Raw genomic sequence first — 21,532 nt, forward strand, 5'->3', positions numbered from 1 at the left:
ACATTATACTCAAAATTTCGGATGATGTCAAATACTTTTTCCCTTTTCCATAAAATATGGTATACTATTTTCAGGGAAACAGGGATAACACGGTTTTTCGCGGCAAAAACCGGCGCCGGCAAGGAAGCGGAGGACGGCGTGCTGCCCCCTGTCCGCCGAGGGGATCGTTCCCCAAGTAAGACGTTTTAGGAGAATCGCCCCATGAAGGAGTTTGTGATCGGAAAAAATGACGCCGGCCAGCGGCTGGACCGCTGGCTGGCCAAGACCCTCCCCCTGCTCCCCGCGCCCCTGGCCCAGAAGTATATCCGCCTCAAGCGGGTCAAGGTCAACGGGAAAGGCTCCCAGCGGGACGTGCGCCTGCAGGAAGGGGACCGGCTGCAATTATACATCAACGATGAGTTTTTTGACGCCCTCCGGGAGGACAACGCCTTTCTCTCGGTCTTCCAGCCCCGGCTGGACATCGTGTATGAGGATGAAAACCTGCTGCTGCTCAACAAACGGCCGGGCCTGCTGTGCCACGCCGACGAACAGGAAAAGGTCAACACCCTGATCACCCATATCCAGGCCTACCTTTATCAAAAAAAGGAGTGGAACCCCCGGGACGAGCACTCCTTCGCCCCCGCCCTGTGCAACCGCATCGACCGCAATACCGGCGGGATCGTCCTGGCCGCCAAAAATGCCGAGACCCTGCGCATCCTCAACCAGAAGATCCGGGACCGCGAGATCGGAAAATTTTATCTGGCAGTCCTCCACGGGCGTATGAGCCCCCCTGCGGGAAAGCTGGAGGGCTTTCTGCTCAAGGACGAAGATAAGGCGCGGGTGACGGTATACCGCAAGCCGGTGCCCGGGGGGAAGAGCGCCGCCACCTTATATAAGACCCTGAAAACGGCGGACGGGCTCTCTCTGGTGGAGTGCGAGCTGCTCACCGGCCGCACCCATCAGATCCGCGCCCAGTTCGCCGCGGCGGGCCACCCTCTGCTGGGAGACGGCAAATACGGCCGGGAACGGGACAACAAGCGCTATGGCCGCGCCTTTCAGGCGCTGTACTCCTACAAGCTGGTCTTTTCCTTTTCCACCGACGCCGGGATGCTGGAGTATCTGAAGGGCAGGGCCTTCACCGTGGAACACGTGGATTTCGTGGAAGCGTATTTCCCGGGCGAGTAAGCGGGAGCGGGCAGGCTTTGTTTTGGTACGTGCCGCGCCCGCTCCCGGCCGTTTTCCTTCATCCATACAGCCAGATGATAATCAGCATAATCCCCATCACAAAGCAATACGGTACCGGCCCGAGGCTCTTCTCTGTCTCCTCCAGCTTGTGAATGGAGATCATCAATTTCGCAAACAAAAAGGGAAACACAAATAGGCAGATTCCTACAACAATATTCCTAGCTTATACGCAGGCCCGGCCTATTCCAGCGGCCAACGGTCGCTGCCGGGCAGGATTTGCAGCAGCGCAGCGCGCCCCTCCGCCGCCAGGGGCTTGCGCAGGTAAAGCCGCCCGCTCAGATAGGTATAAGGTCCCTCGTCCTGCCCCTCCATCGCATAGGGGACGGGCACGCGGACGGGTCCGGGCCTGCTCCTGCATCCCGGCGGCGTAGGACACGCAGAAGCCCGCCAGCAATCCCACGCACAGGCAGGCGCACAGGCTTCGGATCAAACTGCTTCGTTTTATATTCGGTTCCCTTCCTTTGCCCATAAAAATTTTTAAATCGCGCCGCCGGACCGGCTGCGCATGCGGTTCCTACGCAGAGGGGGCTACGGGCCAGTCGTATTGGGCCATGTCCTGCAGCATAACGTTGTGCAAGTTGACATAATAGCTGGAAAGCTGGGTGCCGTCACTCACCGCAGCGTCATAGTCCCCCACCGCTCCGTCGGCAAGATAGCGCTCCAGCGCGGCGCGTACCTGCTCAATGAGGGGGCGGATACACTGCTCCAAGCGGTATTGGGCAAACTCAGATTGGGGAATTTCCAGAGCCGCCAGCGCCTCCACCAGAGGGAGAGCGGCCTTGGCCTGGGCCTTGTCCGGCTCCTCCACCGCCCGCAGAAAGCCGCCCTCCAGCTCCGCCAGGATGGGTCTTACCTGCTCCAGATAGGCCTCCAGGACGGCCCGCTCCCCTTCGGCCCAGGGGGTCTTTAAAAATACGCAGCCGTCTCCCCGGTCGGGGGCACTGTAATAGGTGACTTCCATCCCCATCAACGTCCCAATGCTGCGCACCGGCAGATAGACCCGCTGGTCATAGACGGCGGGGTACACCCGCTCGCCCTTGACGTTGTGGAAGCGCTGTTCTACCCCATCCATGGTCACGGTGATGTCGGGGCAGATCTGGATGTCGATGCCGTTTTTCTCCCGCTCCTCCTTCTCGGCCCGCTCACTGGGAGTCTGCTGGTTCCCGGTCGCCTCCTCTGCGGCCAGGACGCGGGCCGTGGTCCGTCCGGACAGGACTACCGTTTTGCCCTGCTGATCCCAGTCCACCTGCTTGCCCATCCAGGCCCCCGCCTGACGCAGGGGGATGTAAATCGTGCCGTTGTAGCTGAACAGCTCCTGCATGTTGTCTTCCTCGTCTAAAATCGCCGCTACGGCGCTGTTGACGTAGACGCTTCCCCGCCAGACCGGGACGTGGACGCTCTGCGCCGCCGGGACGGCGTAGGAGACGCAGAAGCCCGCCAGCAGGGCGGCGGTGAAAAGCAGGGCGGACAGGCGCGCCCGAAATGGATGCCTCATAGCTTACCTCCTTTTATTTTGGGGTAGGACGGCCTCAGCCGTCCCACGCCACATCAGTCTACCGATGTTAGATGGAAGAAATGTAAACGTTGCTGGTAAAGGTCTTGTTCGACACACCGGTCACCGAAATGCTGTCTCCGCTGGACATAGGGAAGCCATCCTGCAAACGAGTGACAAAGACAGTGACCCGTGTGCCGCTGATATTAGCAGAAACATTGGAAATGCCACTCTGCGTTCTGTTGCGGAAAGTCACAGTCACATTCGTGCCGGAAGAGGCGTTGTGATTGACGAATTCACAGTAGATAATGCTCATGTTGCCATCCAAAGTGCCGCTTCCCAAAGATACGGAAGCGTTAGCGGAAATCCCAAGGTTATACTTTTTACTAATGGGGAATGCCCCAGTCGTGTCCGGGTCATAAAACAGTGTTGGAATTCCAAGTGCATCCTTGATTGCCGCATCGATAATAGCCTGCTGCTCGTCTGCCGTTGCATGTGTGGGAATTGCAAGATAAACTACCTGCTCTTCACCCGTCGTTGCATCAACGATTTTACAGTCAATGGTCTGCCCCGCAAAGGCTGAGCGTTGAGTGCCTCGTACATCAGCGGCGGCGGCGGAACACAGTAGAGCAGAGAGAAGCAGGGCGAAGGCGCACAGGGTACTGACCAGTTTACGCAGTTTCACCATGAAACCTTCCTTCCTAAACTATCTTGTTGTCTTAGGGAGACCTGGATGCGAACGACCTCCTTTATCGTACATATTTGAAAGCGAAGAGGACTCCCTTTTGTCGCTCTCACTGTTTATATGTATCAGGATGAGCGTTTCGCAACAAGAATCTCATCTTTTTTCAGAATTTTTTTCCGCCCTGCCGGACGCCCTCATTCCAATAACGTTTCAGCGAGCGTTTTCATTACGTGCTTTTTGAAAATTTTTTAAAAAATGCAAGGCATCACCGCATCATTCAACGCGTGCGGATTGGCGCGAAAATTTGTGCCGCAAAAAGGCGCAAAACCGCAGGAATACTTTGCGTATTGCAAGGTTTTACAACGCATTTGTGGGGCAAATTGGCCGTCAAGACGTGCGCGGGGAATTGTGCGGTGATGCCTTAAAAATGCGCCGCCCCTCCTCCGGGGCGGCGCATCGATTTTGTTGGTGAAGCCGGCGGGCTGCTTCCGCCGGGAGCGTTGGAGTCTTCAGCTTCTTGCCGTCACAAGATCCGTCAGATAGGGCTTGGTCTAACCCGCACCCGGGCCAGAGAGATGCAGAACGTTTGCGCATCTGCAATGGGAAGGCCGCCGCTTACTGCGCCAGGCGGATCCCGTCATTCCCCGTACCCAGCCATACCCGCTGGGCCCTTAGTCTCTGGAGATCGTCCCGTTCGTGTAAATACGATAGGTAAACCCGATTTCCTTCTGATTGTACTTCACGTACAGAGTGCCCGTTTCCCCATTGAGTACCTTGCGGAAGGTCATCCCGGACACGGTGGGCGTCGTCCTCCAGGTGATATTGGTGATCTGCGCCTCTCCATCCGCCTGAGAGTAGATCCCATACACCTTCACATCCAGCGTGGCGATCAGATTCCCTGCGCTGTCCACCATCGTATGGGTAAAGTCCTTGCTCGTTTCTTTCTCCGGATTGGCTCGCGTGGCGTTCGCCGCGCTCACCTGGGTGGAAACATACTCATGCGCGGGCGAGCCGGTCTCCGTTGTGATGACATAGCAATCCCACTCCGGAACGTACATCACCTCCACATCCCCCAGGTATGCGCTCTGCTCCAGCGCTTCCACCTCCGGCTCGGCCGCAGCCACCGTACAGGCAAGCGCAAACAGCGCGACCACTACCGCGGCCAAAAGATACCGCTTTTTCTTCATTGTTTCTGCTTCCTTTCTTTCGTTTGGTTTTGAGGCGTCAATGCGCCCCTGTTCCGCTTCATACGCACCCTTCCCTTACCATAACGCAGCAGCACACGATTTCATAACGGCCTTTTTCATTTCTTCTGCGCCCTCCTCGCCCGCCTCCTATTCCGGCTCTAAAACCAGCTCCACGCTCTCCGCCATGCGAATCAGTTCCTTGTAGTCGTAGGAAGAGGTAATGTCGAACAAAAATCCGTACTCCTCATCCGCCCAGGTCACGGCGTTCCAATCACCCGGCGCATCGGCAAGCATCAGCATAGCCGGCTTCCCCTGAACCGTAATCTCAGAAAAGGTCCCACGCTCGCTGTCCCCGGCCACGGCAACCGTTGTGCAGCGGAACTTAATCCAGACCCCGTCACTGTTCTCATAGGTAATTGAGAACGCCTCGTCCTGCGTATCCACGGTCTCAAATCCATCCGGCACATAGGCGGGCCGCCAATCGGACGCTTTGACTCCTTCGGCCTGCTGCCCGGCGTATGCGATATAGAAATAGTCCTCAAACCACTGGACAAATACATTTTTTGTCCACGCCCGCACACCGGGGCTGACGGCCAGCAGTCCGCCCAGCGACAGTCCGCAGACCAGAATCAGGCAGGCAGCGGTTTTCATGGCCCGCCCCCTCTGGCGGCGGGCCATATGGGACGCTGCGGCGTGGGCGGCGTGAAAGCGCTCCAGCGCGGGTTCCGCCGCAGCGTCCGCCCCCGGCGGCTCCCGCCGGTCCAGCTCGTCCAAGTAGGCGTCCACCCGCGCCTGGTCATAGTCCGCTTCGCTCATATCATCTAACTCCACCTCCAGCTCGTTCAGCAGCTCTTCCGCCGTCTTCTCCCGCAGATGGCTGGGATTGGGAGCCGCATCGGGTCCGCCCGCGCCAAAAAGGTCCCGCCGGTCTTCCGCCATCGTTCACACCTCCTAACCGTTTATGTATTCAGCTGCGGATTTCGCAACAGAAAAATCAAAACTTATTTAAAAAATTTTGGCCCCTGATCCGTCGGGGCCGCCCTGCGCCTCCCACAGCGCCCGGCAGCGCCGCCGGGCGCGGGTCAGGCGCATGCGGCACAGGGACTCGGAGATCCCCAGCCGGGCGGCGATCTCCCCGCAGCTCCGCTCTTCCTCGTAAAACCAGATCAAAAGCGCCCGCTCCCCCTCCGCCAAGCCCGGCGGCAGCGCCTCCGCCAGCGGCTCCCGCCGCTCCGGCGGGGCCGCGGCGCGCTCCAGCGCCATGCCGTCCAGGGGCTGCGTCAGCCGCTCCCCGGCAGAGCGGGCCTCGTTCCGGATCAGGAATTGCAGCGTCTTCATCAGCCAGCCCCCGGGGTTAGGGTGCTCCCGCAGCTGCGCGCGCTTCTGCCAAAACAGCTCGAACGCGTCCTGCACCAGCTCCTCCGCCCGCGCCGGGTCCCGCAGCTGCCGGGCCGTCAGGCGGAGCATGGTGGAATAATGCCGCCGGAACTGTCCGTCAAACCACGCCCACTCCCGTTCCTCCTTCCGCGTCATCCCCGCTCCGCCTCCTTCCTCCTGTTTTTTTATCATACCAAAAATCTCCCGCCGGGGAAACCCCCCTTCGCCGGACAGGCGCCCCCTGTAAAATCCCTGCAAAACCTTGTAGTTTTTTATTGACTTTTCCCGCAATACCATATATGATTTGTTTCGTCAAAAGGGCGTACCCAACCGCCGGTGGGGTACGCCTTTTCTTACGTCATGATTCCAAACGAAACGGGGGAGGATACATGTCCAAGGAGCTGATCCGCCTGTCGGATTGCGTGATGAGGTTTGACGAGGACGTCATTCTGGACCACATTAACCTGTATATCAACGATAAGGAATTTCTCACGCTGCTGGGCCCCTCCGGGTGCGGCAAGACCACCATGCTGCGCATCATCGGCGGCTTTCAGAAGCCCACCTCGGGCGACGTGTTCTTTGACGGCGCGCGGATCAACGACGTGCCGCCCCATAAGCGGAAGGTCAACACGGTCTTCCAGAAGTACGCCCTGTTTACCCATATGAATATTTTTGAAAACGTGGCCTTCGGTCTGCGCATCGCCAAGACGCCGGAGGACGAGCTCCGCCGCCGGGTCGAGGAGGCCCTGACCCTGGTCAACCTGGCCGGCTACGGCAAGCGCTCGGTCAACTCCCTCTCCGGCGGCCAGCAGCAGCGGGTGGCCATCGCCCGCGCTATCGTCAACCGGCCCCAGGTGCTGCTGCTGGACGAGCCGCTGGGCGCGCTGGACCTGAAGCTGCGCAAGGACATGCAGATCGAGCTCAAGCGCATCCAGCAGCAGGTGGGCATCACCTTTATCTACGTGACCCACGATCAGGAAGAGGCCCTGACCATGAGCGACACCATCGTGGTGATGAATCAGGGCAAGATCCAGCAGATCGGCACCCCTGAGGACATTTATAACGAGCCCAAAAACGCCTTCGTGGCCGACTTTATCGGAGAGAGCAACATCATCGACGGCGTGATGCACGAGGACTATGTCGTGGGTATGTACGGCCGCCGCTTCCAGTGCCTGGACAAGGGCTTTGCGCCCGGCGAGCCGGTGGACGTAGTCATCCGGCCCGAGGATATCGATATCGTGCCCGAGGCGCAGGGCCAGCTCACCGGCACCGTTACCGAGGTCACCTTCAAGGGCGTCCACTATGATACCATCGTGGACTTCCGCGGCTTTAAATGGCTCATCCAGACCACCGACTATTCCGAGGTGGGCTCCCGCATCGGGGTGAAGATCGACCCGGACGGCTTCCACATCATGAAGAAGAGCCCGTACTCCGGCATGTTCGGAGATTACAGCTCCTACTCCGCCGAGTACGACGAGCTCAACGAGGGCCCGGACGAGGGGGAGGACGAGGATGCGGAATAGGTCGCTTGCCATCCCCTATGTGGTCTGGATGGCCGTCTTCGTCATCGCGCCGCTGCTTTTGATCGTGGTGTACGCCTTCACCGCCAAGGACGGCGGCGTCACGCTGTCCAATTTCAGCAATATGGGGCAGTATTTCCCCGCCTTCCGGCACTCCTTTGTGCTGGCCGTCACGGCCACCGTCATCTGCATCCTCATCGGCTACCCCCTGGCCTATTTTTTGTCCAAGGAGGGCGTGCTGGTGCGCAAGGTGGCCATGATGCTCATCATGCTGCCCATGTGGATGAACTTCCTGCTGCGGACCTATGCCTGGATGTCCCTGCTGGACGACAACGGGCTGATCAACCAGTTCTTGAGCGGCATCGGCTTTTTCCGCCTTATCAACACCCTCTTCGGCACGGATCTGACCTGCTTCCACATGATCAACACCCAGGGGGCCATCGTGCTGGGGATGGTCTATAATTTTCTGCCCTTCATGATCATGCCCATCTTCTCGGTCATCGACAAGATCGACCCCAAGGTCATTGAGGCGGCCCAGGACCTGGGGGCCAACAGCGCCATGGTCTTCCGCAAGGTGATCTTCCCCCTGTCCCTGCCCGGGGTGCTCTCCGGGGTGACCATGGTATTCATCCCCTCGGTGTCCACCTTTGCCCTGTCCCGCCTGCTGGGCGGCGGCAAGACCCTGCTGCTGGGCGATCTGATCGAAATGCAGTTCCTGGGCAACGCCTATAATCCCCACCTGGGCTCGGCCATCGCCCTGGTGATGATGGTCATCGTTCTGGTGTGCATGGCGGTCATGAACCGCTTCGGCGAGGGAGAAGAGGGGGTGGCGGTCCTGTGAGCAAGCGCCGGATTCCGTCCCGGGTCTTTACCATTCTGGTATACCTGTTCCTCTACGCCCCCATCGCCCTGCTCATCATCTTCTCCTTTAACTCCGGGCGGAGCAACCGGGTCTGGGAGGGCTTTTCCCTCCAGTGGTATCTGGAGCTCTTTCAGGATACCCGCCTGCTGGGGGCTCTGCGCACCACCCTGATCCTCTCGGTGCTGGCGGCGGTCATCGCCACCCTGCTGGGCACCGCCGCCGCCATCGGTTTTTACAGCATGCGCCGCCGGAGCCGGGGGGTCTGCCTGGCCGTGAACAACATCCCCCTGACCAACGCGGATATCATTACCGGCGTGTCGATGATGCTCCTGTTCGTCTTCGCCATCGGCCTGTTCAACGCCAGCCCCATCAGTCAGGCCCTGGGCCTGCGCTGGCGGATGGGCTTCGGCACGCTGCTCATCGCCCATATCACCTTTGACGCGCCCTATGTGATCCTGTCGGTGATGCCCAAGCTGCGTCAGCTGGACCCCAATATCTACGAGGCCGCCCAGGACCTGGGGGCCTCCGGCCTGTACGCCTTCCGGCGGGTCATCCTGCCGGAGATCCTGCCCGGCGTGCTCAACGGCATGATCATCGCCTTTACCATGTCCATCGACGATTTTGTCATCAGCTATTTTACCAAGGGTTCCGGCGTGACCACCCTGGCCGTGGAGATCTATACCATGGTCAAAAAGCCCGTCACGCCTGAGATCAACGCGCTGTCCACCCTGATGTTCGTATGCGTGTTCGCCCTGCTGCTCGTCGTCAACGTGCGGCAGGCGCGGCAGGAGACGGCCAGTGAAAAACGCAAGGCCGCCCTCATGCCCGACGCGCAGAGCTGAAGCGGTAACACGGCCTGCCTGCGAAGGCCTGTTATAAAAGAATTTCATCCGAAAGGGGATAAAGAAAGCAATTGAAAAAGTCTCTCGCACTCCTTCTGGCCACCGTTCTGGGGCTGAGCCTGGCGCTGGCCGGCTGCTCTGGCGGAAGCGGTACCGCATCTCAGCCCGGCGCGGCCGACCGCGGTGTGGTCAACGTCTACAACTGGGGCGTCTATATCGACGAATCCGTTCTGGACGAATTCACGGCGCAGACCGGCATCAAGGTCAACTACGACACCTATGAGAGCAACGAGTCGATGTACGGTGTCCTGAAAAACGACGGTGCCAGCTACGATGTGGTCATCCCTTCCGACTATATGATTTCCCGTATGATCGAAGAGGATATGCTGGAGCCGCTGGACTTTGACAATATTCCGAATTTTTCCGATATCGATCCCAACCTGAAAAACCCGGATTACGACCCGGAGAACCAGTACAGCGTGCCCTACATGTGGGGCCTGCTGGGCGTGATCTATAATACCGCGATGGTGGACGGCGCCCCCGACAGCTGGAGCATCCTGTTCGACGAAAACTACTCCGGGCAGATCCTGATGTTCAACAACTCCCGGGACGCCCTGGGCGTGGCGCTGAAATACCTGGGCTATTCCTACAATACCACCGATCCCGCCCAGATCACCGCCGCCACCGACCTGCTCATCCAGCAGAAGCCCCTGGTGCAGAGTTATGTGATGGACGAGATCTTTGAAAAGATGCAGGGCAACTCCGCCGCGATCGGCGCCTACTATTACGGCGACTATCTGACTATGGCCGACGTGAATCCCGACCTGGCCTTCTGCCTGCCCAAGGAGGGCACCAACCTCTATGTGGATGCCATGTGCATCCCCAAGGGGGCGGAGAACAAAGCCAACGCCGAGGCCTTCATCAACTTCATGTGCTCCACCTCCGTGGGCCTGGCCAACGTGGAGGAGACCTGGTACTCCTCTCCCCTGCTGTCCGTGCGGGAGGAGCTGGACCCCGAGGTATCCGAAGATCCCTACGCCTATCCGGACGACGCCGTTCTGGAACAGTGTGAGAGCTTCCGGAACCTGCCCGAGGACATCCTCGCTCTTTACGACTCCGAGTGGACCCGGCTCAAGCTGGCCGCAAACTGAAGCAAAACCGCCGTGCAGGGCTGCTGCACGGCGGTTTTTTCCGCCCGCATCCTCTTGTCACCCCTACTTTCCGGGTGTAAAATAGGACATACCATTCCCGGAAAGGAGCCAATTTGACATGTCAGTTACCGTAGGAAGCAAGGGGCGCTCGGAGAGCGTCGTCACCGAGCACAACACCGCCTGCGCCGTGGGCAGCGGGCTGGTGCCCGTTTTTGCGACTCCATATATGGTCGCCCTGATGGAGAACGCCGCCGTCAACGCCGTACAGGGGGCGCTGGAGCAGGGCCAGGGCACCGTAGGCACCCGCCTGGACGTGACCCATGACGCCGCCACGCCCATCGGCATGAAGGTCTGGGCCGAGGCCGAGGTCACCGCCGTCGACCGCAAAAAGATCACCCTGAGCGTGAAGGCCTACGACGAGGCCGGCCCCATCGGCGGCGGCGTCCACGAGCGTTTCGTCATCGACACGGACCGTTTTCTCTCCAGGGCGGAAGCCAAGAAGGGCGGTCGGTGAGCCGTGTCCATTGAAACATGCCGGGACTATCTGCGTGCGCGCGGCTATGAAGCGCGCATCCAGGAGTTCGGCGTATCCAGCGCCACGGTGGAGCTGGCCGCTCAGGCCGTGGGCTGTGAGAGCGCGCACATCGCCAAGACCCTCTCCTTTGCGGTGGACGGGGGCTGCGTACTCATCGTCTGCGCAGGAGACGCAAAGATCGACAATCCGAAGTTCAAGGCCCAATTCCATACCAAGGCCACCATGCTCACCCCGGAGCAGGTGCTCTCGTTCACCGGTCATGCGGTGGGTGGCGTTTGCCCCTTCGCCATCGAACGTGCAGACGTAAAGACCTATCTGGACGTCTCCCTCCGGCGCTTCGAGACCGTCTACCCCGCCGCGGGCAACGCCGCTTCCGCCGTGCGTCTGAGCTGTGCGGAACTGTTTTCCCTCTCCAACGCGCTGGGCTGGATCGACGTGTGTAAAAACTGGCAGTGATTGGACGTTCCATCCCATCTGTCTAATGATTTTTTCTCCGCAAAGCGGTATACTATCCTCAAACGGCGCCCAAACCATGTGACGATCCGTTGGAAGTGCGCGGCGTGTTTGCCGGCGGACAAACTCCGCCGCCGGAGACGCCTTCCTTCCATCCCACTTCTTTGACGAAACCGTCGGGAAAGGTGATTTGACGTGAACGAATACCTGAAAAACAGGAAGCTCAGCTTCCTTCTGGCCTCCATTCTCTACCTTGCGCTGGGCCTGGTGCTGCTCATTTGGCCGGGCACCGCCACCACCGTGATCTGCTACGCCTTCGGCGCCGTTCTGGCCATCTATGGTCTGGTCGCCATCATCAGCTTTTTCGTCAGCCGGAAGGGCGGCTTCGCCTTTGAACTGTTCCTGGGGATCGTGGCCGCCGGCATCGGCGCCTTTTTCCTGCTGCAGCCCAAGGTCGTGGCCTCCATTCTGCCCGTCATCATGGGCATTTTTATCGTCATCGACGGCCTGTTGAACCTGAAGCGCGCCTTCGAACTGCACCGTCTGGAGTATGGCCGTTGGTTCATCACGCTCATTCTCTCCCTGGTCTCTGTGGCGCTGGGTCTTTTGGTGGTCTTCCAGCCCTATCTGGCTGCGGAAGCGCTGATCATGCTCATCGGCGTGGTCTTCATCTATGAAGGGCTCTCCGATCTTTGGGCCATCGTCAAGGTGACCCGCCTGACAAAGGAGCTGCGCAAGCGCATGCCCGTGGAGGTAGACCCCATCGATGTGGAATGAGGCCAGCGCTTCCGCTCCCCGCCTGTGCCAAGGGCCCCGGCCGCTCTCTGAGCGGCCGGGGCCCTTCCGCATATCAAACGCGTTCCACACGTGTTTCAAACATACGGGCATTGTTTCGCAGCGCTGCAGCACGCCCGCAGGGCCGGCTTCAGCGCAGGGGCGGCGGCGAACCGCTGACGAGGACCTTCTCTTGTGCAAAAAGGGTTGCCTTTCCGCATACGCTTTCGGCTTTTCAGCAGACGGAAGGGCCGGTCACTCCCAGGGCTGAAAATCCCCGTCCAGCACCGCGCGGCGGTGAAAGGAAACGAAATCAGGCGCCATATCGGGGCATTCGCTGCGAATGGCGGAGACGACCAGCTCCGGGTTAAGGCCGGGATTCTGGGCCCGGATAACGAGGTCCAGGCCGATGGTGTCCCGCCGCTCCTCCACGGTGGAGCGGGCGATGAGGGGAATCAGATCCACCTCGGTCTGGCCGCTCTTGGCCTTTTTGGAGCGCTTGGCCACCACCAGAGACGCGCGCGCCAGCAGCTCCTGGATGGCCCGTTCCGCCCCGAAGGGCGCGCCCGCCTCATACTCCAGGGTGACGATGTAGTTGACCCAGCACAGCTCCTTCACGGGCCGCGCGGCCTCGTAGCAGCGGTGCACCGTGATGCCCGCGGGCAGGGCTGCCGTCATGCGGGCGGGGACTGTATCCCGGTCCACCTCGCCCAGCAGCTCGCACTCCAGCACCTCGCAGGCGCTGGAGTATCCCACCGACAAGGGAAGCGGGATGGAAACAAACGCGTGTGGGTTGAAGCCCTCGGTATGCTTGATGGGCAGTCCCGCCCGGAGAAAGGCGCGCTGGAAGGTGCGCATCAGATCCAGGTGGGAGATATATTTGGCAGTGTCCGCCTTGGAAAAGGCCAGCCTATGCTTCGGCATCGCAAACACCTCCCGGATAGAGCTTGTCCGCCCCGCAGCCGGTGCACTGCACCCGGCAGTCGGGGGTGATGACCGCCTGATAGGCCCGCTCCCGCTCCCGCCACAGGAACGCTTGGGAGACGCCGGTCGCGGTCACGCTCCAGGGGAGCACCTCTTCCCGGTCCCGGACGCGCCCGGCGTAGAAATTGGGGTCCACGCCGCAGGTCCGGAACGCCTGCATCCAGCGCTGGAAGTCGAAATATTCGCTCCACGCGTCGAATTTGGCTCCCTGCCGCCAAGCCTCCTCCAGCACGCCGGCCAGCCGTCGGTCGCCCCGGGAGAAGACCGCCTCCAAAAAACTGGTCTCCGGATCGTGCCAGTTGTACTTGATGGAGCGCCCCCGCATGTGCTCCCGCAGCAGCTTGACCCGGCGGTGGTACTCTTCCATGCTGATCTGTCCCTCCCACTGGAAGGCGGTGTGGGGCTTGGGCACGAAAAAGGCGGTGGAAACGGTGATGTTCACCCCCCGGCGGGGATTGGGGGTGGTCTCTTTCCAGGCCTGATAGATCTTTTCCGCCAGGTCGGCGATGCCCAGCACGTCCTCGTCGGTCTCGGTGGGCAGGCCCAGCATGAAGTAGAGCTTCACGCTGCTCCACCCGCCGGAGAAGGCGGTACGGCAGGAGCGGAGGATCTCCTCCTCCGTTACATTTTTATTGATGGCGTCCCTCAGGCGCTGGGTGCCCGCCTCGGGCGCGAAGGTGAGCCCCGACTTGCGCACGTGCTGCACCCGCTCCATCAGCCCCAGTGAGAAATTGTCCGCCCGGAGCGAGGGCAGCGACAGGGAGACCCGGTTGGGCTCGCACCAGTCCAGCAGCCCGTCGCACAGCTGCTCCAGCGGACGGTAATCGCTGGTGGACAGACTGGAGAGGGTCATCTCCTGGTAGCCGGAATCCTTGCAGGCGGCAATGCCCTGCTTCAGCAGGAGCTTGGGGTCTCTGGGCCGCACGGGCCGGTAGGCGTACCCCGCCTGGCAGAAACGGCAGCCGCGGATGCAGCCGCGGAACACCTCCAGCATCACCCGGTCGTGGACGATCTCGGTGGAGGGCACGATGGTCTTCACCGGGAAATAACTCTTGTTGAAGTCCTGTACGATGCGTTTGGTCACCGGGAGGGGCGCGCCCTCCAGCGGCTCGATCTGCGCCACGGTACCGTCGGGCTGATAGCGCACCTCATAGAGGGAAGGTACGTACAATCCCGGCACCTGGGCGGCGGCAGACAGGAACTCCTCCTTGCTCCAGCACTCCTCGCGGGCCCGGCGGTAGAGCTGGATGAGTTCCACACTCACATCCTCCCCCTCGCCCAGGGCGAAAACGTCCACAAAGGGAGAGAGCGGCTCCGGATTGAAGGCGCAGGTGCCCCCCGCCACTACAATGGGGGAAAGGCCCCGGCGCTCCTCCGAACGCAGGGGCAGTCCTGCCAGATCCAGCATGTTGAGCACATTGGAGTAGGCCATCTCATAGCCCAGGGAGAAGCCGATCAGGTCGAAATCGGCGATGGGGTCTCCGCTCTCCAGGCCGTAGAGGGAAACGCCCTCCCGGCGCATCTCCTCCTCCATGTCGCCCCAGGGGGCGAATACCCGCTCGCACCAGACGCCCTCCATCTGGTTCATCACCCCGTAGAGGATGCGCATCCCCAAATTGGACATCCCGATCTCATAGGTATCCGGAAAGCAAAGGGCATAGCGGGTATCCACCCTATGCCGGTCCTTCACCACCGCGTTGTACTCCCCGCCGGTATACCGCGCCGGCTTTTGTACCCGGGGGAGGATGTGCTCTAACGTACGATTCATAGACGAAGCCTCTCAGACGATCATTCTTCAGGATAAAAAAGCCGTATTATTATATCCCAGCCGCGCCGCACTGGCAAGACCAAATTCACTGCAGCCGCCCCAGCAGCCAGGCGCAGGCGCACAGGACGGCCAGCGCGATCCCGTTGGCCAGCAGAAACACCGCCAGGTAGCGCCCCGGCCGCGCACCCGCGCTGCGCAGATAGGCCTTGAGGGAAATCAGGCTGGCCAAAGAGGCGATGGGCGTGCCCAGCCCCCCCACATTCACTCCGATCAGCAGCCCACGCCAGTCCGCTGTGAAGCCGGACAGCAGCACCGCCGCGGGCACGTTGCTGATGACCTGGCTGGCGATCCCCGAGGCCAGAGCGGTATTCCGGGCAAGCACCGCCGTCAGGACCTCCCTTACCACCGGGTTGGCGCCGACGTTCCCGGCGAAGAGGAAGAAGCAGACAAAGGTGAGCAGCAAAGCGTAATCCAGCCGCCGGAACAAATCCCGTCCAAAAATCACCAGCGCTGAAAGCACCACGGCCACCAGAGCCGGATAGGGCAGAAGGCGGCATACGCAGAGCAGGCACAAAACGAACAAAAGGCACATCAGTCCCAGCCGGCCCGGCCGGCGGACCCGAACCGGCTGCGGAAAAGCCACCCGGATGCTCTCCGGCCGGCCCCATACCGCCGCCGCGGTCAGCCCTGCCAGGCTCGCCAGCACCAGCGGGAGCACTGCGGTAAAAAACTGCCCCGGCGTGAGTTCATAGGTGGCGTACAGATAGAGATTCTGAGGATTGCCCACCGGCGTGGCCATGCTGCCCAGGTTAGCGGCGATGGTCTGCAGGACCACCACATAGGCCAGCCGCTCCGTGCGTCCGATGAGGCCCAGCACCAGAATGGAAAAGGGAACAAAGGTGATGAGGGCCACATCGTTGGTTACCAGCATGGAGGTAAAAAACGGCAGCAGCACCAGTACCAGCGTGACAAAGCGCAGGCGCTTCTCTCCCGCCAGCAGCCGCTGGGCCAGCACGGCGAACACCCCGCAGTCCTGCAGCCCCGCCACCACCGCCATCAGGCAGAACAGCAGGGAGATGACGCGCCAGTCCACATAATTGAGATAAGCGGCCGAGGGCGGCGTAAGCAGCATGGAAAGCGCCGCACTTACGGCGGAAATACACAGCACCGGCTCCCGCCGCAGCCAGGACAGCATCCGGAGTCCCGTTTGCCTCATGTCCCTCTCTCCTTCCCGCCCCAGGCAGGCAAAAAGCCACCCCGGCGGGTGGCTTTTCTCCCGATGTTCCGCCTTACCTTGGTCTTTAAGTTTACCTGATTCCGGCGGTATGGTCAAGCCTTATACGAAGGTTTCGGCGTTTTTCCGGCGCGGAACGGCCGCCGCAGGATCCTGCGGCGGCCGTTCCTCCGATTCAGATTACGTTGTATTCCTTCAACAGCTTCTCCAGGTCGGTCCCCTCCAGCTTCTTCAGGACCTCCTTCAGCGCGATGCGCTCCTTGAAGCCCAGGTCCAGATCGGTCAGTTTTTTCCCGTCCCGCAGCTGTACGGTAGCGTTGAGCAGATCCCGCACGTCATAGGTGCTCCCCCAGACCTCAGGCACGCCCCGGTCGATGTTCAGCAGCGTGTACACCGCCTCCATTCCGGTACGCATGGAGTATTCGGTGGTGAAGATGGTGTCCCGCTTCGTCTCTGCGAACTGCCCCAGGAATGCAAAGTTCACGCTGCCCTCAGGCACCACGTCCGGCCGGTCCCCGGCGGCGCGCGGCATGAAAAAGGCGGTGATATAGGGCATCATACAGGGCACGGTGTTGGCGCTGTGCTCGGCCAGATCCTCGATCTGGTCCTCGGGCACCCCCAGGTGATAGAGCCACTCCATGCAGATCTCCTTGCCGGTACACTCCCGCATGGCCTTGTGGACATAGTTGCCGCTCCGGTCGCTGAACAGCCCGTAGATCCAGCCCACCAGCTGCCCCTTGGGCTGATCGCGGAACTGGGGCTGGCGATTGAAGGTCCAGCTCATGAGCCAGCCGGAATCCCGCACCGTGACGATACCGCCCGTGACCACCTTGCCGCTGAAGGGGTCCCGCTTGCAGATGTTCTTGAGATAGGGTACGATGCGCTCATCCAGCGTGGTCACGGTAGCTGACATCCAGTTGCTCATCTCCGGATGGCTGCAGAACTTGTCCGGATGGCCGAACGCGGGGTCCTGCGCAGCGATCTTCTTCCACATATCCCAGCCGCCGCCGGGCTTGAGTTCGGTGCGGAAGGGGGCAGGGTGATTCTGGTCGCCGAGGGCGGAATTTTCCACGCAGCCGCCGTTGGTGATGAATACCAAATCATCCTCCGTCAGGTCAATGGCGTCCTCCTGGCCCTCCCGCAGCACGCAGATGCGCTTGGCCTGCTTGCGGCCGGGCCGGATCTCAAACTCCACATTGACCACCTGGGTGTGGTAGTGGAACTGGACGTTGTGATCCTGCAGATACTGGATCATGGGCAGGATCATGGACTCATACTGGTTGTACTTGGTAAAGCGCAGGGCCTTGAAGTCCGGAAGGCCGCCCACGTGGTGGATAAAACGCTTGAGGTAGAGCTTCATCTCCAGGGCGCTGTGCCAGTTTTCAAACGCGAACATGGTCCGCCAGTACATCCAGAAGTTGGAGTTCAGCACCTCCTCGTCGAAGACCTCGTCGATGCGCAGGTCATACAGCTTCTCATCCGGGGTAAAAAACAGCTTCATGATCTCCAGGGCGCCCTTGTCGGACAGGGCAAACATTCCATCGGTGTGGGCGTCCATGCCCCGGTTGATGGTAGCCCGCATAAGGGAGTAGTTGGGGTCGTGCTTGTTGAGCCAGTAGTACTCGTCCAGCACGCTGATCCCCTCGGTCTCAATGGAGGGGATCGAGCGGAAGAGATCCCACATAACCTCAAAATGGTTGTCCATCTCGCGGCCGCCCCGCATGACATAGCCCACGTTATCGTAGTGATAGCCGTCGCAGGCGCCGCCGGGAAGCGCGTCCTTCTCCAGAATGTGCACCCGTTCGCCCTTCATCCGGCCGTCCCGGACCAGATAGCAGGCGGCGGTCAGGGCCGCCAGGCCGGAGCCCACGATATAGGCAGACTTGCGCTCCACGCCCTCCGGCTTTTCCGGACGGGCAAACGCTTCATAGTTACCGCTGGAATAATACATACTGTGTTCCTCCTGTCAGCAGTTCTTTTTTTGATCTGCCCATAGAATATGCCCTTCTCCTTCCCGCCGCAATCAGCAAAAACGCCCCGGTGCCAGAATTTTGGGCACTGGGGCGTTTTTGTATTGTTTTTAATCATTTGGGCCACTTTGTTTCATTTGATCGGCCCGATAGTGGTTGAGCGCTTTCTCCACATCCCCGCGGATCAGCACGCTCAGGCGGTCGATGAGGACCTGCGGCTCCCCCTTCATCCCGCCCCGAATCCAGTCCAGCATCAGTCCCACAAAGGCGTACTTGTAAAAATCCGCGATGAATTTTTTATCCTCATCCCGGACGCTCATACCCGCCGACTTTTCCTCCACCACGCCGATGAGCAGCTGATAGGTCAGCCTATAGAGATAGCGCTCCACCTGCTCCCGGCTGATGGAGTGATACAGGTTCATCACAAACGCCCGGTTCTCCTGCACCAGCTGGAATATCTGCAAGAACCCCTGCTGCCAGGTATCGTAGGTCTTCTGGCCGTCCAGGGCGCGCTCCGCCTCCTGAAGCCAGGTCCACTCGATCAGGTCGTAGACATCCTTAAAGTGATAGTAGAACGTCATGCGGCTGACGCCGCAGTCCTCGGTAATATCGGACACGGTGATCCGGTCCAGGGGTTTTTCCAGCAGCAGCTTTTTCAGCGACTCCGCCAGCGCCCGCTTGGTGATCTGCGACATGGGTGCGCTCCTTTCCGAAAACGGGAAGCCATTCCGTCTGCTTTTCGTAATACAGGGGGCTATGCTGATGATACCACAGGCAGGCCCACGGTGTAAAGCTGCAGAAACATGGCCCGGGAGAAGCCCCGGCGGCGAGGGGGAGGGGCCGCCGGCAAGTCATCTTCCTGCGGGGATCCGGACGGAGCCCAACGCGGCAGACGCTTGCCGCTTCGTTTCCGCTCCCTTTTCCCTTTTGTGCTGCCACAAGCCTATCCGGAAAACCGCTCGCGGCTTCGAAGGAAAAAGCAGTCCCGATTTCGAGACTGCCCTGCAAACCGGAATTTATCCTTCGTTGGAACCGTTCTTCCATACGATCTTTATCGGCCGCCTGACCGGTTTTTTTGAAAGAACGGCGCCTTTTCGTTCACCGTCCCCCCAAAGGGAAGCCGGTCAGGCGCATCCGTTCGGGAGTTTTTCTTATCCTGCGGTCCCATTCCACTGAGAGAGCGGACGCCTTTCCGGCGCCGAGGTGCGTCAGCCGCAGGACAGCAGCTCCACGGCTTTTTCCGCCGCAGTGGCGGCGTCCGCGGTATAAGCGTCCGCGCCGATGGTCTGGGCAAACTTGTCCGTAACCGGCGCGCCGCCCACCATGATCTTTACCTTGTCCCGAATACCGGCGGACTTCACCTGTTCCACCACTTCTCCCATGACGGGCATGGTGGTGGTCAGCAGGGCGGAGCAGGCAATGATCCTGCAGTCGTTGTCGATGGCAGCCTGAACAAAGGTCTCCGGGGCTACGTCCACACCCAGGTCCACCACTTCCAGTCCCTTGCCCTCGAACATCATGCGTACCAGATTCTTGCCGATATCGTGCAGGTCGCCCTTGACGGTGCCGAGGCAGACCTTCCCCTTGGACTCGGCCCCAGCCGCAGCCAGGTGGGGCTTGAGCAGCTCCGTGCCGGCGTTCATCGCCCGGGCCGCCACCAGCACCTCGGGGACAAAAACCTCGTTGTTTTTGAACTTCTCCCCGATGATGCTCATGCCCGCCAACAATCCCTCCTCCAGGATCTGCTGAGCGGGGACGCCTTCCTCCAGGGCTTGGGGGACCAGTGTTTTGACCAGCTTGGCCCGTCCTTTTTGCAGGGCCTCGGAAATTTCGCTCAATGTACTCATACGTGGACCGCTCCCTTCTGTTATTCACCGTTTCGCCGGCGGGACCGGCAGAAGAAGCCGTACGCCCGCAGCACCTTTGTCTTTTCCTTTTTAGCATACGGTATGGCGAAGGGAGTTACTATAACTTTCTTGCGAATTATCGTGCTTTTTTGTGTTTCTGCTCCGGACCGGTGCCGCCGCAGAATGCACCGCCCTTACGGCAGGATCACGGCGTCGTCCCCGGTCAGCCCCGCCGTAATCTCCGTATATCCGCCGCCCGTGATGCCGGTGGTCACCGAAACGGAGACGGCCTGGCCGTCCCGCAGCACCTGGACCGTGCTGCCGCTGACGGCTTCGGAAGGAAGGCGAAGGCAGCCCTCCTTCCGCTGCGTCACGATGGAGACCGACACGTTCATCCCGGCCTTCAGCCGGCTGGTATCCTCCAGGACCAGCTCCACGGTATAGTCGGTCACACCGCCGGACGTAACGCCGTTTTCGTCCACCCGGCGCACCTGAGCGGCGTAGGTCCGCTCCACTCCGCTGTCGTCGGCAAACTGCACGCAGGCCTCCTGCCCGGGCCAGATACGGTCGATGTAGATCTCGTCGATCTCCGCATTGACGCACAGGGCGTGTGCAGGGGCCAGCGTGGCCATGGGCGCCGCGGCGGAGGCAAAGTCCCCGGCCTTGACGCTGCGGGTAAGGATGGTGCCGTCGATGGGGGCGGCGATGGTGTAGTCCGACCGCTTGGCCTCCAGCTGCTCCAGGTTGGTCCGGGCGGTCTCCACGGACAGGCCCGCGTTGACCGCGGCGTTGGTCAGCGCGTCGTTTTTCAGGGTCAGCACGGCCTGCCCCTGCGTCACCGCGCTGCCCGTCTCCAGGTCCAGGGTGAGGACCTGTCCCGACTGGGCGGCATAAATGGACTGCTGTGTGGCATAGCACACGGCGCCCGCCTCCATGCAGGCGGCGGCGCCCACAGCGGCGGTGGCCGTGGCGGCGTCGGTCAGCGTGCCCGGATTCTGGAAGCTGAGCTCCACATACACTCCCTCCCGTCCGCCGGAGAGGGCGGTCGGCGTGTCGTAGATCCGCTCCACCGCGCCGGTCACAGTACCGCTCTGATTGGGAAACGTGATGACGGCGGCCGCGCCCGGGACCAGTGCGGCGGCGTCGGCCGGGGCAAAGGGGACCGTCAGGGTCAGGTTGGCGCTGTCCCGGATCTGCGCCACCGCCGTTCCCGCTCCGATGTAGTCCCCCACGTGGCAGTAGACGGCCGTCACGGTTCCGGAGGCGCTGGCGTAGACCGTCAGGTCGGCGCAGGCGGCTTCGCTTTGGGCGGCGCCCGCCTGGGCGGTCTTCAGGGAGAGCCGCGCCTGGGTGATCTGATCCTCCAGATCGCCGGAATCGATGACATAGAGGGTCTGTCCCGCCGTTACCGCATCCCCCTCCTCAAAGGCACAGGAGACGACCTTTCCGCTGACGACCGGGATGACCGAAGTGGGGTCCCGCCACGCCACCGTGCCCGTATCCTCCACCCGGTTCTCAATGGTCCCCACCTCGGGCGTCACCGTTTGATAATCCGCCTCTTTCTGACAGCCTGCCGCCGCCAGGAGACTCAGCGCACAGAGCAAAACCATCCATTTCCGCTTCATAT

Annotated in this window: 21 protein-coding genes; 8 read left to right on the top strand and 13 right to left on the bottom strand. The window is 60.9% G+C overall.

Annotation, left to right across the window (positions count from 1 at the left end):
* Positions 1-201: 201 nt before the first annotated feature.
* Entirely contained in the window at positions 202-1,164 is a 963-nt protein-coding gene (locus tag NE547_RS12145) for an RluA family pseudouridine synthase (protein ID WP_256176052.1), read from the top strand.
* Between the two features lie 240 nt (positions 1,165-1,404).
* On the opposite strand, the gene NE547_RS12150 is transcribed toward NE547_RS12145, so the two are convergent.
* From NE547_RS12150 to NE547_RS12175, 6 genes are all read right to left on the bottom strand, one after another.
* Positions 1,405-1,554: a hypothetical protein gene (locus NE547_RS12150; RefSeq protein WP_256176053.1), complete on the bottom strand. Its 150-nt coding sequence runs from the start codon at positions 1,552-1,554 to the stop codon at positions 1,405-1,407.
* Positions 1,555-1,738: 184 nt separating this feature from the next.
* Positions 1,739-2,719, bottom strand: coding sequence for a stalk domain-containing protein (locus NE547_RS18415; RefSeq protein WP_305148513.1), 981 nt, complete (start codon positions 2,717-2,719; stop codon positions 1,739-1,741).
* A gap of 67 nt (positions 2,720-2,786) precedes the next feature.
* Positions 2,787-3,404: a hypothetical protein gene (locus NE547_RS12160; protein ID WP_256176054.1), complete on the bottom strand. Its 618-nt coding sequence runs from the start codon at positions 3,402-3,404 to the stop codon at positions 2,787-2,789.
* Positions 3,405-4,072: 668 nt separating this feature from the next.
* On the bottom strand, positions 4,073-4,588 hold the full coding sequence (locus tag NE547_RS12165) for a hypothetical protein (RefSeq protein WP_256176055.1): 516 nt from the start codon (positions 4,586-4,588) through the stop codon (positions 4,073-4,075).
* 147 nt (positions 4,589-4,735) lie between these two features.
* Positions 4,736-5,527, bottom strand: coding sequence for a DUF4367 domain-containing protein (locus tag NE547_RS12170; RefSeq protein WP_256176056.1), 792 nt, complete (start codon positions 5,525-5,527; stop codon positions 4,736-4,738).
* Positions 5,528-5,593: 66 nt separating this feature from the next.
* A complete protein-coding gene (locus tag NE547_RS12175) occupies positions 5,594-6,157 on the bottom strand; it encodes a sigma-70 family RNA polymerase sigma factor (protein WP_256176057.1) in 564 nt (187 codons plus the stop codon).
* A 197-nt stretch (positions 6,158-6,354) separates the two neighbouring features.
* On the opposite strand from NE547_RS12175, the gene NE547_RS12180 reads away from it, so the two are divergent.
* The 7 genes from NE547_RS12180 (at position 6,355) to NE547_RS12210 (ending at position 12,105) form a co-directional block, all read left to right on the top strand.
* Positions 6,355-7,488 (top strand): ABC transporter ATP-binding protein, encoded by a 1,134-nt coding sequence (locus NE547_RS12180; RefSeq protein ID WP_186908549.1) that lies wholly within the window; start codon positions 6,355-6,357, stop codon positions 7,486-7,488.
* Positions 7,478-8,326 (top strand): ABC transporter permease, encoded by an 849-nt coding sequence (locus tag NE547_RS12185; RefSeq protein WP_186908548.1) that lies wholly within the window; start codon positions 7,478-7,480, stop codon positions 8,324-8,326. The genes NE547_RS12180 and NE547_RS12185 overlap by 11 nt, the downstream gene beginning before the upstream one ends.
* Complete coding sequence (locus NE547_RS12190; RefSeq protein WP_256176058.1) at positions 8,323-9,189, top strand: ABC transporter permease; 867 nt, start codon at positions 8,323-8,325, stop codon at positions 9,187-9,189. The genes NE547_RS12185 and NE547_RS12190 overlap by 4 nt, the downstream gene beginning before the upstream one ends.
* Positions 9,190-9,260: 71 nt before the next feature.
* Positions 9,261-10,340 (top strand): PotD/PotF family extracellular solute-binding protein, encoded by a 1,080-nt coding sequence (locus tag NE547_RS12195; protein ID WP_186908546.1) that lies wholly within the window; start codon positions 9,261-9,263, stop codon positions 10,338-10,340.
* A gap of 118 nt (positions 10,341-10,458) precedes the next feature.
* The gene (locus NE547_RS12200) at positions 10,459-10,854 is read left to right on the top strand and encodes a thioesterase family protein (protein WP_186908545.1); all 396 of its coding nucleotides are present in this window, start codon (positions 10,459-10,461) and stop codon (positions 10,852-10,854) included.
* 3 nt (positions 10,855-10,857) lie between these two features.
* On the top strand, positions 10,858-11,331 hold the full coding sequence (locus NE547_RS12205; RefSeq protein ID WP_186908544.1) for a YbaK/EbsC family protein: 474 nt from the start codon (positions 10,858-10,860) through the stop codon (positions 11,329-11,331).
* 192 nt (positions 11,332-11,523) lie between these two features.
* On the top strand, positions 11,524-12,105 hold the full coding sequence (locus NE547_RS12210) for an HdeD family acid-resistance protein (protein ID WP_186908543.1): 582 nt from the start codon (positions 11,524-11,526) through the stop codon (positions 12,103-12,105).
* Between the two features lie 252 nt (positions 12,106-12,357).
* Here the strand turns inward: NE547_RS12210 and NE547_RS12215 are convergent, their stop codons facing one another.
* The 7 genes from NE547_RS12215 to NE547_RS12245 all read right to left on the bottom strand — a co-directional run bounded on the left by NE547_RS12215 (position 12,358) and on the right by NE547_RS12245 (position 21,530).
* The gene (locus NE547_RS12215) at positions 12,358-13,026 is read right to left on the bottom strand and encodes a TIGR03936 family radical SAM-associated protein (RefSeq protein WP_186908541.1); all 669 of its coding nucleotides are present in this window, start codon (positions 13,024-13,026) and stop codon (positions 12,358-12,360) included.
* Complete coding sequence (locus tag NE547_RS12220; RefSeq protein WP_256176059.1) at positions 13,013-14,854, bottom strand: TIGR03960 family B12-binding radical SAM protein; 1,842 nt, start codon at positions 14,852-14,854, stop codon at positions 13,013-13,015. The genes NE547_RS12215 and NE547_RS12220 overlap by 14 nt, the downstream gene beginning before the upstream one ends.
* A gap of 85 nt (positions 14,855-14,939) precedes the next feature.
* On the bottom strand, positions 14,940-16,070 hold the full coding sequence (locus tag NE547_RS12225; RefSeq protein ID WP_256176060.1) for an SLC13 family permease: 1,131 nt from the start codon (positions 16,068-16,070) through the stop codon (positions 14,940-14,942).
* 193 nt (positions 16,071-16,263) lie between these two features.
* Positions 16,264-18,039, bottom strand: coding sequence for an oleate hydratase (locus tag NE547_RS12230; RefSeq protein ID WP_186908538.1), 1,776 nt, complete (start codon positions 18,037-18,039; stop codon positions 16,264-16,266).
* Between the two features lie 129 nt (positions 18,040-18,168).
* Entirely contained in the window at positions 18,169-18,753 is a 585-nt protein-coding gene (locus NE547_RS12235; protein WP_186908537.1) for a TetR/AcrR family transcriptional regulator, read from the bottom strand.
* Positions 18,754-19,266: 513 nt separating this feature from the next.
* Positions 19,267-19,905 carry a corrinoid protein gene (locus tag NE547_RS12240; protein WP_186908536.1) on the bottom strand — a complete coding sequence of 213 codons (639 nt, stop codon included), beginning with the start codon at positions 19,903-19,905 and terminating at the stop codon, positions 19,267-19,269.
* 194 nt (positions 19,906-20,099) lie between these two features.
* On the bottom strand, positions 20,100-21,530 hold the full coding sequence (locus NE547_RS12245; RefSeq protein WP_256176061.1) for an HlyD family efflux transporter periplasmic adaptor subunit: 1,431 nt from the start codon (positions 21,528-21,530) through the stop codon (positions 20,100-20,102).
* Positions 21,531-21,532 lie beyond the last annotated feature (2 nt).

The organism is Flavonifractor sp. DFI.6.63 (assembly GCF_024462255.1).
GTDB lineage: Bacteria > Bacillota > Clostridia > Oscillospirales > Oscillospiraceae > Lawsonibacter_A > Lawsonibacter_A hominis.